Annotated in this window: 11 protein-coding genes and 2 pseudogenes; 8 read left to right on the top strand and 5 right to left on the bottom strand. The window is 70.9% G+C overall.

From position 1 onward, the window contains the following. Window positions 1-15 precede the first annotated feature (15 nt). Complete coding sequence (locus AC067M_RS21370; protein WP_478698591.1) at window positions 16-969, top strand: NTP transferase domain-containing protein; 954 nt, start codon at window positions 16-18, stop codon at window positions 967-969. After that, complete coding sequence (locus AC067M_RS21365; protein WP_478698590.1) at window positions 966-2,450, top strand: molybdopterin molybdotransferase MoeA; 1,485 nt, start codon at window positions 966-968, stop codon at window positions 2,448-2,450. Before AC067M_RS21370 ends, AC067M_RS21365 begins: the two co-directional genes overlap by 4 nt. A 47-nt stretch (window positions 2,451-2,497) precedes the next feature. Here AC067M_RS21365 and AC067M_RS21360 read toward each other — a convergent pair whose 3' ends face one another. Further along, window positions 2,498-3,610, bottom strand: coding sequence for a potassium channel family protein (locus tag AC067M_RS21360; protein WP_478698589.1), 1,113 nt, complete (start codon window positions 3,608-3,610; stop codon window positions 2,498-2,500). A gap of 112 nt (window positions 3,611-3,722) precedes the next feature. Between AC067M_RS21360 and AC067M_RS21355 the strand changes: the two are divergent. Continuing rightward, window positions 3,723-4,391, top strand: a pseudogene (locus tag AC067M_RS21355) (potassium channel family protein); the annotation flags it as partial. A gap of 3 nt (window positions 4,392-4,394) precedes the next feature. On the opposite strand, the gene AC067M_RS21350 reads toward AC067M_RS21355, so the two are convergent. Together AC067M_RS21350 and AC067M_RS21345 are read right to left on the bottom strand one after the other, a co-directional pair. Continuing rightward, on the bottom strand, window positions 4,395-5,243 hold the full coding sequence (locus AC067M_RS21350; RefSeq protein ID WP_478698588.1) for an ABC transporter permease: 849 nt from the start codon (window positions 5,241-5,243) through the stop codon (window positions 4,395-4,397). Beyond that, a complete protein-coding gene (locus tag AC067M_RS21345; RefSeq protein WP_478698587.1) occupies window positions 5,240-6,235 on the bottom strand; it encodes an ATP-binding cassette domain-containing protein in 996 nt (331 codons plus the stop codon). The genes AC067M_RS21350 and AC067M_RS21345 overlap by 4 nt, the downstream gene beginning before the upstream one ends. A 128-nt stretch (window positions 6,236-6,363) precedes the next feature. On the opposite strand from AC067M_RS21345, the gene AC067M_RS21340 reads away from it, so the two are divergent. Beyond that, window positions 6,364-7,356, top strand: coding sequence for an NAD(P)H-quinone oxidoreductase (locus AC067M_RS21340; protein ID WP_478698586.1), 993 nt, complete (start codon window positions 6,364-6,366; stop codon window positions 7,354-7,356). Window positions 7,357-7,464: 108 nt separating this feature from the next. Here the strand turns inward: AC067M_RS21340 and AC067M_RS21335 are convergent, their stop codons facing one another. Further along, complete coding sequence (locus AC067M_RS21335; RefSeq protein ID WP_478698585.1) at window positions 7,465-7,857, bottom strand: hypothetical protein; 393 nt, start codon at window positions 7,855-7,857, stop codon at window positions 7,465-7,467. A 191-nt stretch (window positions 7,858-8,048) separates the two neighbouring features. Here AC067M_RS21335 and AC067M_RS21330 point away from each other — a divergent pair, with 191 nt between their 5' ends. Further along, window positions 8,049-8,594: a bacterial proteasome activator family protein gene (locus AC067M_RS21330; protein WP_133928118.1), complete on the top strand. Its 546-nt coding sequence runs from the start codon at window positions 8,049-8,051 to the stop codon at window positions 8,592-8,594. 117 nt (window positions 8,595-8,711) lie between these two features. Here the strand turns inward: AC067M_RS21330 and AC067M_RS21325 are convergent, their stop codons facing one another. Beyond that, complete coding sequence (locus tag AC067M_RS21325; protein ID WP_478698584.1) at window positions 8,712-10,364, bottom strand: protein kinase domain-containing protein; 1,653 nt, start codon at window positions 10,362-10,364, stop codon at window positions 8,712-8,714. Between the two features lie 334 nt (window positions 10,365-10,698). Here AC067M_RS21325 and AC067M_RS21320 point away from each other — a divergent pair, with 334 nt between their 5' ends. From AC067M_RS21320 to AC067M_RS21310, 3 genes and pseudogenes are all read left to right on the top strand, one after another. Beyond that, window positions 10,699-12,294: a protein kinase domain-containing protein gene (locus AC067M_RS21320; protein WP_478698583.1), complete on the top strand. Its 1,596-nt coding sequence runs from the start codon at window positions 10,699-10,701 to the stop codon at window positions 12,292-12,294. A gap of 508 nt (window positions 12,295-12,802) precedes the next feature. Then, entirely contained in the window at window positions 12,803-14,035 is a 1,233-nt protein-coding gene (pdhA, locus tag AC067M_RS21315) for a pyruvate dehydrogenase (acetyl-transferring) E1 component subunit alpha (RefSeq protein ID WP_478698582.1), read from the top strand. 1 nt (window position 14,036) lies between these two features. Further along, a pseudogene (locus AC067M_RS21310) lies at window positions 14,037-14,219 on the top strand (alpha-ketoacid dehydrogenase subunit beta); the annotation flags it as partial.

The raw sequence follows: 14,219 nt of genomic DNA, 5'->3' as shown, positions 1-14,219 counted from the left end.
GTTCATACTCGAGGGATGACCTCGCACGAGCCTCCCGGTGCTCCCGGCACCGACGACCGCCACGGTTATGACGCCGTCGTGCTCGCCGGTGGCGGGGCCCGGCGGCTCGGCGGGGCGGACAAGCCCGGGGTCCGGGTGGGCGGCCGCGCGCTGCTCGACCGGGTGCTCACGGCCTGCGCCGGCGCGCGCACGACCGTCGTCGTCGCCGACCCCCGGCCCACCGTGCGGCCCGTGCGCTGGGCCCGCGAGGACCCACCCGGCGCGGGGCCGGTCGCCGCCCTCGCCGCCGGACTGCACCAGACCACGGCGGACCACGTCGTCGTCCTCTCCGCCGACCTGCCCTTCCTCGGGGACGGCACGGTACGGCGGCTGCTGACCACGCTGCGGGCCGACGACGCCGACGGCGTGCTCGTCGCCGACGCCGACGGCCGCGACCAGCCGCTCGTGGCCGCGTACCGAGTGCCCGCGCTGCGCCGCAGACTCGCGGCCCTCACCGACGAGCCCGGCGGGCTCACCGGGCTGCCCCTGCGCCGGCTGACCGCAGGACTCGATCTCACGCGCGTCCCCGACCCCGTCGCCGCCTTCGACTGCGACACCTGGGACGACATCGCCACCGCCAGGGCACGTATCAGGGAGCATGGTCACGTGTTGGATGAATGGATTTCCGCAGTCAAGGACGAACTGGGCATCGACCTCGACGTCGACACCGGCGTCCTGCTCGACCTCGCCCGAGACGCCGCCCACGGTGTGGCACGCCCCGCGGCGCCGCTGACCACCTTCCTTGTCGGCTACGCGGCCGCGCAGGCCCAGGGCGGCCCCGAGGCCGTCGCCGACGCCGCCCGCAAGGCCGCGGCACTGGCGGTGCGCTGGGCCGACGAGGACACCGAGACCAAGCCCGACGCGACAACCGAGGCCCAGCCCGACCTGGCCCCCGACGCCACCCCGGACGCCCGCCCGGACGCCGGATGACCGCCCCCGGCATCCAGGGCGGGCAGGACGCCGAGGACCTCGACGTCGAGGAGGTGCTCGCCCTCGTGAACGAAGCCAACGGCCCCGCTCGGGCCTACGGAGACCACGGCTCCCCCCCGGCACACGGCGGCCAGGGCCCCACACGGGCCCCCGGTGACCACAGGCCGTCGCGGACCCCCGGCGACCAAGGTCCCGCGTCCGAGCCCACCACCCCACGCTCCTCCCACCGTCCGGACGCCCACCACAAGGCCACCCCCTGGCCCGAGGCCCAGGCGATCGCCGCGCGGGCCGCCCAGGCCGCCGCCCGCCGCCGCACCCCTGTCTCCGTGCCCCTCGCCGACGCCCTCGGCCTGGTGCTGGCCGCCCCTCTGACCGCCCTCACCGACCTCCCCTCCTTCGACACCTCCGCGATGGACGGCTGGGCGGTCGCGGGGCCCGGCCCCTGGGACGTCCGCGAGGAGGGCGTCCTTGCCGGGCACGCCGCCCCCGAGTCTCTCGCCGACGGCGAGGCCGTCCGTATCGCCACCGGCGCCCGCATCCCCCCGGACACCACCGCGGTGTTGCGCAGCGAGCACGGCCGCACCGACGACAAGGGCCGACTGCACGCGGCCCTCCCCCAGGACTCCGGCCGAGCGGGAAGAACGCCCACACTGGGGCACGGCCAGGACATCCGCCCGCGCGGCCAGGAGTGCCGCAACGGTGACCAGCTGCTCCCGGTCGGCACCCTGGTGACCCCGGCCGTCCTCGGCCTCGCCGCGGCCGCCGGGTACGACACCGTCGCGGCCGTTCCCCGGCCCCGGGTCGAGGTCATGGTCCTGGGCGACGAGCTGCTCACCGAAGGGCTGCCGCACGACGGCCTGATCAGGGACGCACTCGGCCCGATGCTTCCTCCCTGGCTCCGTGCGCTGGGTGCCGAGGTCACCGCCGTACGCCGGATCAGCGACGACGCGAAGGCGCTGCACAAGGCGATCACCAGCAGCGACGCCGACCTGATCGTCACCACGGGCGGCACCGCGGCGGGCCCCGTCGACCACGTCCACCCGACCCTGCGCCGCATCGGCGCCGAACTCCTGGTGGACGGCGTCACGGTACGCCCCGGCCACCCCATGCTGCTGGCCCGCACCAGGGAGGACCAGCACCTCGTCGGCCTGCCCGGAAATCCCCTCGCGGCCGTCTCCGGCCTGCTCACGCTCGCCGAACCCCTGCTGCGCACCCTCGCGGCACGGCCCGCCCCGGAGCCGTACACCCTGCCGCTCCAGGACGCGGCGCACGGTCACCCGTACGACACCCGGCTCATCCCCGTCGTGCTGCGCGGCGACCGTGCCGTGCCGCTGCACTACAACGGTCCGGCCATGTTGCGTGGCATCGCGGCGGCCGACGCCCTCGCGGTCGTACCACCGGGCGGCGCCCGGCCCGGTCAGGAGGCGGAACTGCTCGACCTGCCCTGGGCGAGCGCCGGAATCGGCGTGTGTTTCACGTGAAACACCATCTGCCCTGTTTCACGTGAAACCTCGCATCCGCCGCCTCTCTACTCGGCAGTCGCCCGGGGGCGGCTCACCGTGATCACACGGTCTCCCCGACGGAGCTCGGACAGCTTCGGATCGGCGAAGTTCAGCACCTGCCGGTCCCGCACGACGGCCACGACCAGATCCGCGCAGGCGCGGGGCGTTCGCCCCACCTCCTCGCTCGTCACAGGACGTTCGATGAGGTCGAGGCCGCTGCCGAGGGTCATAAGGTCTTCGAGGGTCCTGGCCACGGCCGGGCTGACCATGGAGACACCCAGCAGGCGGCCGGCGGAGCTGGAGCTGGTGACGACGGTGTCCGCGCCGCTCTGCTTGAGCAGCGGGACGTTCTCGTCCTCGCGAGCGGCGGCGACGATCGTGGCTCGTCGGTTCAGCTGGCGGGCGGTCAGCGTGACCAGAGCCGCCGTGTCGTCGCGTTGCGGTGCGACGATCACCCGGGAGGCGCTCTGCACCTCGGCCTTCAGCAGCGTCTCCGAGCGGGTGGCGTCCCCGGTCACCGACACCATCCCGTCGTCGCCGGCCACCTGCGCCGCCTTGCGCTGCGCGTCCACGACGACGATCCGGTCCTTGGGGATGCCCTGTCCGATCAACGTCTCCACGGCGTGGCGCCCCTTGGTTCCGTATCCGACGACCACGACGTGGTTGCGGGTGCGGCCGCGCCAGCGGTGGATGCGGACCTGCTGACGGGTGCGCTCGGTGAGGACCTCGAGGGTGGTGCCGACCAGGATGATCAGGAACAGCACGCGCAGCGGTGTGATGACGAGGATGTTGGTGAGCCGGGCGGCGTCGCTCACCGGGGTGATGTCGCCATAGCCGGTGGTGGAGAGCGTGACGGTGGCGTAGTACGCCGAGTCGAGGAGGTCGACGGAGTTGTCGGAACTGTCCCGGTAGCCTTCGTGGTCGACGTAGACGAGCAGCGTGGTGAGCGCCAGAACCAGCAGGGCCAGGGCCAGGCGGCGCAGGACCTGTTGGAGCGGGGGGATGCCGGTGCGTGCCGGCATCGTGATGAAGTGGCTGGCCTCCTGCTCGTCGCGGGCCTCTCTGCGGGAGCCGTACCAGAGGGACCGGAGGAGCGGCAATCTCCTCGCCCTGGAAGGCTGTTGCTCGTCGTCCCGCATCGCGTGCCCCCTGTGGTGGTGATCCGAACCGTGGGCACCATGGTTGCGGACGGGGCGCACCCGCTCATAACAGCAACACGTTCCCGGGCCGGGGACGCGTCGAGAACACGGGAGGCCTCCCTTGCGCGACCACACCGTCGTCGTCGGCTTCGGCACGAAAGGACGGTCCGCGATCCGGACCGTCTGTGCGGTGGGCCTGCGGAAGGAACAGGTCGTCGTCATCGACCCCAGCACGAAGGCGATCGAGACGGCGAGGGCCGAGGGCTTCGAGGGCGTGGTCGGGGACGCGACGCGCAGCGATGTCCTGCGGCGGGCCGAGGTGCAACGGGCGAGAAAGATCATCATCGCGACCCAGCGCGACGACACCGCGGTGCTGGTGACGCTGACCGCCCGCCAGCTCAACCGAGGCGCGACCATCGTGGCGGCGGTCCGTGAGGAGGAGAACGCGCCGCTGCTGAAGCAGTCGGGCGCCGACGAGGTCATCACGAGTGCCGGCGCGGCCGGCCGCCTGCTGGGGCTGTCCGTGCTCAGCCCCGCCGCGGGCGCGGTCATGGAGGACCTCATGAGCCAGGGCAGCGGGCTCGACATCGTCGAACGGCCCGTCACCAAGGCGGAGACGGGCCTGAGTCCGCGCGAGACGGACGACCTGGTCGTCAGCGTCGTACGCGGACACCGGGTGCTGGGCTACGACGATCCGGCCATCGGGGTGCTGGAGTTGACGGACCGGGTCATCACGATCGTGCGAGTGTCGCCGTCCGCCCGGCGGGACGAGCGGCACTGAGCGCTACTTGCGGTTGTACAGCCGCATCGTGACCGGTCCGAAGACGAGCACGAACAGGCCCGCCCACCCCAGCGACCAGGCGATCTCGTCGGTCGGCCAGTCGCCCCCCATCAACTCGCGCACCGCGGACGCCAGATGGGTGACCGGGCTGTTGTTGACGAACGCCTGCAGCCAGCCCGGCATGGTGCGGGGGTCGACGAAGACGTTGGAGAGGAAGGTGAGCGGGAAGATCACCATCATGCTGACGCCCATCACCGACTTCTCGGTGCGCAGCAGCAGTCCGAACATCGTCCAGATCCACGAGAACGCGAACGAGAAGACGATCAGCAGGGCGATCCCCGCGACCACACCCGCGACCCCGCCGTCGGGCCGGTAGCCGAGGATCATGCCGACGGTGAGCATGACGACGGACGCGATGGCGTAGCGCAGGGCGTCGCCGAGCAGATAGCCGACCATCGTGGCCGGACGCCAGATCGGCAGCGAGCGGAAGCGGTCGAAGACGCCCTTCTCGATGTCCGTGTTGACCGAGACGCCGGTGTACATCGTGATCATCACGACCGACATCACGAGGATGCCGGGCAGCAGGAACTGGATGTACTCCTTCGGCGAGCCGGCCAGCGCCCCACCGAACAGGTACGTGTACATCAGCACCATCATGATCGGGAAGGCGGTGACGTCGAAGAGCTGCTCCGGTACGTGTTTGATCTTGAGCACGGCCCGCCAGCCGAAGGTCAGGGAGGCGGACCACGCGCTGGGCCGCGGCGGCCGTTCCTTGGCGACGAGCAGGGCGGTCAGCGACTCGGTGCTGACGGGGGCGAGGTCCTGGGTGTCGGTCGTCGTCGCGGTGCTCATGCCGCCACCTCGTCCTTCGCGTCGCGCGTGTCGTGTCCGGTGAGGGCGAGGAAGACCTCGTCCAGGCTGGGCTGGCCCAGCGAGAAGTTGTCGACGGTGATGCCGGCGCGGGCCAGTTCTCCGAGGGCCCGCGCGGCCTGCTCGGCGGCCTTTTCGCTCGCCGCCGCGCCGAGCCGGGCCGTCAGCGCCACCGGATCGGGCTCCGGCTGCACGTCCGCGTCCAGCGCCAGGCGCAGCACTCGCTCGGCCTCCGCCCGTTGCGCCGGATCGCGCAGCCGTAGATGGACGGATCCGGCGCCGACGGACGCCTTCAGTTCGCCCTTGGTGCCCTCGGCGATCACCCTGCCGTGGTCGATGACCGCGATCCGGGACGCCAGCTGGTCGGCCTCGTCCAGGTACTGCGTGGTCAGCAGCACGGTGGTCCCCTGCGCGACCACGGCCCGCACGATGTCCCACACCTGATTGCGGCTGCGCGGGTCGAGACCGGTGGTCGGCTCGTCGAGGAAGAGCAGGTCGGGAGTGTTGAGGATGGACGCGGCGATGTCGATGCGGCGCCGCATGCCGCCCGAGTAGTGCTTGACCTGCTTTCCCGCCGCGTCCGTGAGCCCGAAGGCCTCCAGCAGCTGCCCGGAGCGCTCCCTGGCGGCCTTCTTGTGGTGACCGAGCAGCCGGCCGAGCAGGACGAGGTTCTCGGTGCCGGTGAGGTCCTCGTCCACGGACGCGTACTGCCCGGTGAGGCTCACCCGGGAGCGCACGGCGTCGGCGTCCCGTACGACGTCGTGCCCGAAGACATGGGCCTCGCCGCCGTCGGGCCTGAGCAGTGTGGCGAGCATCTTCACGGTGGTGGTCTTGCCGGCGCCGTTCGGGCCGAGGACGCCGTAGACCGTGCCGGTGGGCACGGCCAGGTCGACTCCGTCGACGGCCCGCGTCTCGCCGAACGTCTTGACCAGTCCCGCGGTCTCGATGGCCAGGCCTGACGTGTGCTGGCTCATGGTGAGCTGTCCTTCCGCGTACAGGGGTGACGCAGGGAAAGACCTTCACCGTCCCGCGGACTCATCGGTGATCGCACGTGGAATTTCCGGAGGAGGCCCTTCGACGCATGACGGGTAGCGTCCTTCTCATGTATGCGATCACGATTCCCGAACCCGGTGGACCCGAGGCGATGGTGTGGGACGAGGTGGCCGATCCGGTGCCCGGGGAGGGCGAGGTTCTGGTCGAGGTGGTGGCCAGCGCCGTCAACCGGGCCGACATCATGCAGCGGCAGGGCTACTACAACCCGCCGCCCGGCGCGTCCGTGTATCCCGGCCTGGAGTGCTCGGGCCGCATCGCCGCGATCGGTCCCGGTGTGTCCGGCTGGGCCGTCGGTGACGAGGTGTGCGCGCTGCTCGCGGGCGGCGGTTACGCCGAGCGGGTCGCCGTCCCCGCCGGGCAGCTGCTGCCCGTGCCCGAGGGCGTCGGCCTGAAGGAGGCCGCGGCGCTGCCGGAGGTGGTCTGCACGGTCTGGTCGAACGTCTTCATGATCTCCCACCTCCGCCCTGGCGAGACCGTGCTCGTGCACGGCGGCTCCAGCGGCATCGGCACCATGGCGATCCAGCTGGCCACGGCCGTCGGCGCGAAGGTCGCCGTCACGGCGGGTTCCAAGGACAAGCTGGAGTACTGCGCCGGGCTCGGCGCGGAAATCCTGATCAACTACCGCGAGCAGGACTTCGTCGCCGAGATCGAGCAGGCCACGGACGGCGCCGGTGCCGACGTCATCCTCGACAACATGGGCGCCAAGTATCTCGAGCGCAACATCCGTGCCCTCGCCGTCAACGGCCGGCTCGCGGTCATCGGCCTGCAGGGCGGCGTCAAGGCCGAGCTGAACATCGGCGCGCTGCTCAGCAAGGGCGCCGCGATCAGCGCGACCTCGCTGCGGCGCCGCTCGCTCGGCGAGAAGGCGGCCATCGTCACGGCTGTGCGCGAGCACGTCTGGCCTCTCCTCGCCGACGGCCACGTCCGCCCGGTCATCGACCGTGAGATCCCGATGAGCGACGCGGCCACCGCCCACCAGGTCGTGGAGGAGAGCAGCCACGTCGGCAAGGTGCTGCTGGTCACGCCCCAGGCCGGGCTCTAGAGACGACACGGCCACGGGCCGGGCTCTGGAGACGACACGGTCCCAGGCCGGGCTCTGGAGACGACGCGGCCCCAGGCCGGGCTCTGGAGACGACGCGGCCCAAGGACTCTAGACGCGGCGCAGCCGCAGGGCGAGGAAGGCGAGGCCGAGGCCGAGGCCGATCAGGAGCAGTCCGCTGCCGAGGGGCAGGATCCGCAGCACCCGTCCGACGGGCTGCTCCTCGGTGGAGTCGGCCCCCGGTGCCTCGGAAGGCACGAGCCCGGCCTCGCCGGGCGGCTCGGCCGGGGGAGGAGGGTCCTCCTCGCCGACGTCCGAACCGACGGACTCGTCCTCGTCGTTCTCGTCGCTCTCTTCGACACTCCGCCCCGGCCGTACCTTCCCCTCCCCGGCCCGGCTCCCGGCCCGGTCCGGGGCGGAGGGGGGCGCGGACGGGGTGTCGTACGAAGAGACGCTGGCGTACGACGGACCTCCCTGCAGCAGCAGGAAAACCACCCCCACCACGCACAACCCCCGTCGCCATGGAGTCACGCCCGTGACCCCCTCCCGGTGTCCAGTCGTCAAGAGAAAGACGGCACAAGCCTGGCATCACTCAGTAATCAGGGCACTCCGGACTGCGCCGAACGGAAATGGTGGATCACCCTTCACCGGGGGCACCACGGTGGTGAGGTGTAGGCGTGCGAGAGAATGGCGGCATGGAGATGCCGAGGAACGAAAGATCGCCGGAGAACGCCCAGCGGATCCTGGTCGTAGGCCAGGACGGCATGGCACTCGGCGGCATCGACGCAGACGAGGACTCCCGCGAGATCCCCGTGACGGAGCAGGTCGAGCAGCCGGCCAAGGTCATGCGGATCGGCAGCATGATCAAGCAGCTCCTCGAAGAGGTGCGCGTGGCTCCCCTGGACGAGGCCAGCCGGGTCCGGCTCAAGGAGATCCACGCCAGCTCGGTCAAGGAGCTGGAGGACGGTCTGGCGCCGGAGCTGGTCGAGGAGCTGGAGCGGCTCTCCCTGCCGTTCACGGACGAGGCGACCCCGAGCGACGCCGAACTGCGGATCGCACAGGCCCAGTTGGTCGGCTGGCTGGAGGGTCTGTTCCACGGCATCCAGACCACCCTGTTCGCCCAGCAGATGGCCGCGCGCGCACAGCTGGAGTCGATGCGCCGTGCCCTCCCGCCGGGCGCCTCCCACGAGGGCGGCGACGACCCGCGCGCGGGCGGCCGTTCGGGCGGGCCGTACCTCTAGGTGCGAAAGTCCCGCCCGCCCTTCGGCGGATGACGGGACGTTCGCAACACGCTCTGGACGACTCCACATACATGAAGGGCCCGGCGACCGACGCCGGGCCCTTTCGCGTGCTGTTCGTCAGGAGGGCGGGTTGCCCGTGGACACGTTAAGCACGATGTCCGGCATGTCCTTCGGGTCGACGTCGGTCCCGGCGGGCGGGAACTGCTCCATGACCGAGCCGTCGCCGTAGGTGTTCTCGTCGACGTCCTTGAGCGACAGCTTCCAGCCCGCCGCCTGGGCGCACTCCTTGACCGACTGGATGTACTTGAACTTGAAGTCCGGGATCTGGATCTTGTCCGGGTCGTTGTACGACTCCTGCGGCTCGCTGCACTCCGTCGAGTCGATCGACTTCGACGTGTCCGGCGGGCGGTAGCCCGCCGCCTTCGTCGCCGACGTCGTGGGGCTCGCGCTGTTGTCCCCGCCCGCTTCCTCTTTGCCGCTGCCCCCGTTCAGCGCCAGAGCGGCGATCAGACCGCCGACCGCGAGGACGGCCACCACGACCGAGCCGATGATGACCGGCCGGTTGCTCTTGCGCCCGCCGGACCCCGAGCCACCGCCGGAGCCGGAGGGCGACCCGGCCACGGTCTGCGGGGTGATGTTGTACGGCGAGGGAGTCTGCGGCCCGTACGGCGACGGTGTGGGCGTCTGGTAGCCGCCCTGCTGCGGATAGCCGTACGCCGGGGAGGGCGTCGGAGCGCCGTACGGGTTCGGCGTCGGGGCGGGCTGGTACGGCGTCTGGACGTTCCCCTGGGGCGCCGGGGCTGCCTGGTCGACCGGCGGGAACACCGCGGAGCCGACGCCCGCGCCGCTCTGCGTGGGGGCGCCCGGGACGATGCTCGGCGGGGCCGGCTGGAAGGAGGCCGCCACGCGCAGGCACTCGTCGCGCATGGACACGGCGGTCGGGAAGCGCTCGTTCGGGTTCTTCTTCAGCGCGCGGGTGATGAGCGCGTCCACGGCCGGCGGCAACGCCCGGTTGATCGACGAGGAGGCCACCGGCTCCTCCTGCACGTGCGCGTACGCGATCGCCAGCGGGGAGTCCGCGTCGAACGGCAGCCGCCCGGTGACCAGTTGGAAGAGCATGATGCCGACGGAGTACAGGTCGCTGCGTGCGTCCACGCCCCGGCCGAGGGCCTGCTCCGGCGAGAGGTACTGCGGGGTGCCGACGACCATGCCGGTCTGTGTCATCGACGTGACGCCCGACTGCATGGCGCGGGCGATGCCGAAGTCCATCACCTTGACGACGCCACGCTTGGTCATCATCACGTTGCCGGGCTTGATGTCGCGGTGCACCAGCCCCATCTCGTGGCTGATCTCCAGCGCGGCGAGCACATCAGCGGTGATCTTCAGCGCCTTGTCGGCGGGCATCGCGCCGAACTGCCGCACGTCCTCGTCGAGCACCGAGCCGAGGGGGCGGCCCTCGACGTACTCCATGACGATGTACGGCATCGTCATGCCGTCGACGTCGTCCTCGCCGGTGTCGAAGACCGAGACGATGTTCGTGTGCGTGAGCTTGGCCACGGCCTGGGCCTCGCGGCGGAAGCGCTCGCGGAAGGCCTGTTCGCGGCCCAGCTCGGTGTGGAGTGTCTTGATCGCGACCTGGCGGTCGAGCACCGAGTCGTAGGCGAGATGCACCGAGGCCATGCCGCCCTCGCCGAGCAAGTCGCGCAACTGATAGCGGCCGCCGGCGAGTGACCGCCCCGCGTACCGGCCCTGTGCGGCGTCCTGGCTCATGTTCTCGCGTCCCCCATTGGCCTTCGGCGCCGGCGATTGTCGTTGATCGAATGCGCCATTCCCGGCCAAGTCTGCCCCAGGGCACTGACACGTCAAGCTCGGTGCCCGTTCCGTGACCGTACGCGAAAGAAGCGTCGCGCAAGCGTTACAGCGGACCTACGCCCGGTACACAGAATTTGCACGACAGCGCCTGCTAACGGTTTCATGGCCGGTCTGTCTCGGACCGGTCGCCGGGGTCTTCCCGAACCGGAGGCTTGCGCGGAGGCTGTAGCGTGGCCGACGGAGACCGTAACAACACCGCGCGTACCGCGGGCAGAAACGACGGCGAGGACTGATGGCACAGCAGCAGCGCGCTCAGGGCCCGTCCGACCCCGAGGCGGCTGGCGGCGGTATGTCAGACGCGCCTGAGCTGTGGGGTAACGGCGGGCTTGTCGGGGACGGCCGGTACAGGTTGACCGGCAGACTCGGCCGGGGCGGCATGGCCGAGGTGTTCGCGGCCGAGGACGTACGCCTCGGACGCACCGTGGCCGTGAAGCTCCTGCGGGCCGACCTCGCCGAGGACCCCGTGTCCAAGGCCCGCTTCACACGCGAGGCACAGTCGGTGGCGGGCCTCAACCACCACGCGATCGTCGCCGTGTACGACTCCGGCGAGGACGTCGTGGGCGGCCAGTCCGTGCCGTACATCGTGATGGAGCTGGTCGAGGGCCGCACCATCCGTGACCTGCTGCTGAACGCCGAGGCCCCCGGCCCGGAGCAGGCCCTGATCATCGTCTCGGGTGTCCTGGAGGCGCTGGCCTACTCGCACCAGCACGGCATCGTGCACCGCGACATCAAGCCGGCCAACGTCATCATCACGCACAACGGCGCCGTCAAGGTGATGGACTTCGGCATCGCCCGCGCCCTGCACGGCGCGTCCACGACGATGACGCAGACCGGCATGGTCATGGGCACCCCGCAGTACCTCTCCCCCGAGCAGGCCCTCGGCAAGGCCGTCGACCACCGCTCCGACCTGTACGCGACGGGCTGCCTGCTGTACGAACTGCTCGCGCTGCGTCCGCCGTTCACCGGCGAGACCCCGCTGTCGGTGGTCTACCAGCACGTCCAGGACATCCCGGTGCCCCCGTCCCAGACCTCGGAGGGCGCGTGCCCGCCGGAGCTCGACGGACTTGTCATGCGCTCTCTCGCCAAGGAGCCGGACGACCGCTTCCAGACCGCCGAGGAGATGCGCGGGCTGGTCCAGTACGGGCTGCAGATGCTGTACGACCAGGGCGGCCACACCGGCACCTGGGACACCGGCCCCGTCACGTCGCACGGCGGCCGGCAGACCCCGGCCGGGGGCTTCGCGAGCACCTCGGTGATGCCGCACCCCGGCGACGCCTCCGGCACCACGCAGATCCCGCAGCCGATCCTGCCCACCGGGTACGGCGGCGGTGACGACGGCGGCTTCGAGGGGCACGGCAACCGGGGCAGCGGCCGCGGCAAGCTGTGGATTCTTGCCGTTCTCGCGGTGATCGCCGTCGCGGCGGGCGTGGCGCTGGCGCTGAACAACGGCGGTTCGGGCAAGGGCGGCGGCGAGACCACGAAGTCGCCGACCCAGAGCCAGACGACCAAGGAGAAAGAGCCGTCCAAGTCGCCGAGCGAATCGGTGAGCGAAGAGCCGAGCGACGAGGACACCTCGGGCGACGACACCGGTTCGGGCTCCGGCTCGTACTACTCGCCGTCGCCCCGCCCGTCCTACACGCAGTCCCCGTCGCCCAGCGGCCAGCCGAGCGACGTGCCGTCGGACGTGCCGAGCCCCACGCCGCCGTCGAACCCGGCGACCCAGTCGCAGACCCCGCCGAGCGACCCGGAGACGCCCCCCGCGGACGACGGTGGCACGGAGAACGGCGGCACGACGACCGGCGTCGGAAGCGGAGGCCTGGGCGGCTGAGGCCGAGGCCGAGCCGATCATCAGTCGACACACACGCGCGTGGAGCCTCGATGGGGCTCCACGCGCGTGTGCGTTGCGCCGAAGCAGGTGCTTCTCCCCTGCTGGCCGAAAGACGCGGAGAACAAAGCTCCCGATTTCTCCTCCTCTGCGGCCGAAAGAGTCGTTCATGAAGTCTTCCCGTCGCCGGGGTGACCGGGATAACGTGCCGGTGTTCCGGCCCCCTGTCAGGCGGTGACCAGAGCCGTGACCAGCGGCTTCTCCGGGCATCTGCGAAGTACTCGGATTTCCAAGTAAAAATACTTGGAGATCCAATCAAAAACGCAGGTCAGGAGGGGTTTCACAGAAATGTGAAGCACTGGGTAACGTGATGGATGCAGGGCGCTCGCCGGGGCACCTGTCACGCCTGTTCCCGGCCGAGTGGCACCCACCCCGTGCAACGGGTGTCGGAAACAGGTGAGCCGCACTGGATCCCGGCAATCCCGGGGGCCGGACCGACGGAGGAGCACACGTGACCGTGGAGAGCACTGCCGCGCGCACACCGCGACGCAGCGCCGGGAGCAAGGCCGGCACCGCCGGTGCCAAAGCAGCCGGCACCACCGGTACCAAGCGCACCACCCGCACGACCGCCAAGAAGGGAACCGCAGCCCAGCAGGGCGCCGACCCCGAGCTCGTGCAACTGCTGACGCCCGAGGGCGAGCGCGTCAAGAACGCCGACTACGACACGTACGTCGACGGCTTCACCCCCGAAGACCTCCGCGGCCTGTACCGCGACATGGTGCTCACCCGGCGCTTCGACGCCGAGGCCACCGCCCTGCAGCGCCAGGGCGAGCTGGGCCTGTGGGCCTCGCTGCTCGGCCAGGAGGCCGCCCAGATCGGCTCCGGCCGGGCCCTGCGCGACGACGACTACGTCTTCCCGACCTACCGTGAGCACGGCGTCGCCTGGTGCCGCGGCGTCGACCCGACGAACCTCCTCGGCATGTTCCGCGGCGTGAACAACGGCGGCTGGGACCCCAACAGCAACAACTTCCAGCTGTACACGATCGTCATCGGCTCCCAGACGCTGCACGCGACGGGCTACGCCATGGGCGTCGCCAAGGACGGCGCGGACTCGGCGGTCATCGCCTACTTCGGCGACGGCGCCTCCAGCCAGGGCGACGTCGCGGAGTCCTTCACCTTCTCCGCGGTCTACAACGCCCCGGTCGTCTTCTTCTGCCAGAACAACCAGTGGGCGATCTCCGAGCCCACCGAGAAGCAGACCCGCGTCCCGCTCTACCAGCGCGCCCAGGGCTACGGCTTCCCGGGCGTCCGCGTGGACGGCAACGACGTCCTGGCCTGCCTCGCGGTGACGAAGTGGGCCCTGGAGCGGGCCCGCGCCGGTGAGGGACCGACGCTGGTCGAGGCGTACACGTACCGCATGGGCGCCCACACCACCTCCGACGACCCCACCCGCTACCGCCACGACGACGAGCGGGCGGCCTGGGAGGCGAAGGACCCGATCCTGCGGCTGCGCCGCTACCTCGAGGCCTCAAACCACGCGAACGAGGGATTCTTCGAGGAACTGGAGGCGGAGAGCGAAGCGTTGGGCAAACGAGTGCGCGAAGCGGTCCGTGCCATGCCGGACCCGGACCACTTCGCCATCTTCGAGAACGTGTACGCGGACGGGCACGCGCTCGTCGACGAGGAGCGTGCGCAGTTCGCCGCCTACCAGGCTTCGTTCGCGGACGTAGAGGGGGGTCACTGAAATGGCTGAGACCGTCAAAAACATGGCCATGGCCAAGGCGATCAACGAGTCGCTGCGCCGTGCCCTGGAGGCCGACCCCAAGGTCCTCATCATGGGCGAGGACGTCGGCAAACTCGGTGGCGTCTTCCGCGTCACCGACGGCCTGCAGAAGGACTTCGGCGAAAGCCGCGTCATCGACACCCCG

This window comes from Streptomyces sp. NPDC043427 (assembly GCF_056436655.1).
This window is presented reverse-complemented; position numbering and strand designations above follow the sequence as displayed.

What these genes read in the sequence shown, in the direction of transcription:
- AC067M_RS21370 (WP_478698591.1), top strand. Translation starts at nt 16, where the DNA reads ATGACCTCGCACGAGCCTCCCGGTGCTCCCGGCACCGACGACCGCCAC.
- AC067M_RS21365 (WP_478698590.1), top strand. Translation starts at nt 966, where the DNA reads ATGACCGCCCCCGGCATCCAGGGCGGGCAGGACGCCGAGGACCTCGAC.
- AC067M_RS21360 (WP_478698589.1), bottom strand. Translation starts at nt 3,610, where the DNA reads ATGCGGGACGACGAGCAACAGCCTTCCAGGGCGAGGAGATTGCCGCTC.
- AC067M_RS21350 (WP_478698588.1), bottom strand. Translation starts at nt 5,243, where the DNA reads ATGAGCACCGCGACGACGACCGACACCCAGGACCTCGCCCCCGTCAGC.
- AC067M_RS21345 (WP_478698587.1), bottom strand. Translation starts at nt 6,235, where the DNA reads ATGAGCCAGCACACGTCAGGCCTGGCCATCGAGACCGCGGGACTGGTC.
- AC067M_RS21340 (WP_478698586.1), top strand. Translation starts at nt 6,364, where the DNA reads ATGTATGCGATCACGATTCCCGAACCCGGTGGACCCGAGGCGATGGTG.
- AC067M_RS21330 (WP_133928118.1), top strand. Translation starts at nt 8,049, where the DNA reads ATGGAGATGCCGAGGAACGAAAGATCGCCGGAGAACGCCCAGCGGATC.
- AC067M_RS21325 (WP_478698584.1), bottom strand. Translation starts at nt 10,364, where the DNA reads ATGAGCCAGGACGCCGCACAGGGCCGGTACGCGGGGCGGTCACTCGCC.
- AC067M_RS21320 (WP_478698583.1), top strand. Translation starts at nt 10,699, where the DNA reads ATGGCACAGCAGCAGCGCGCTCAGGGCCCGTCCGACCCCGAGGCGGCT.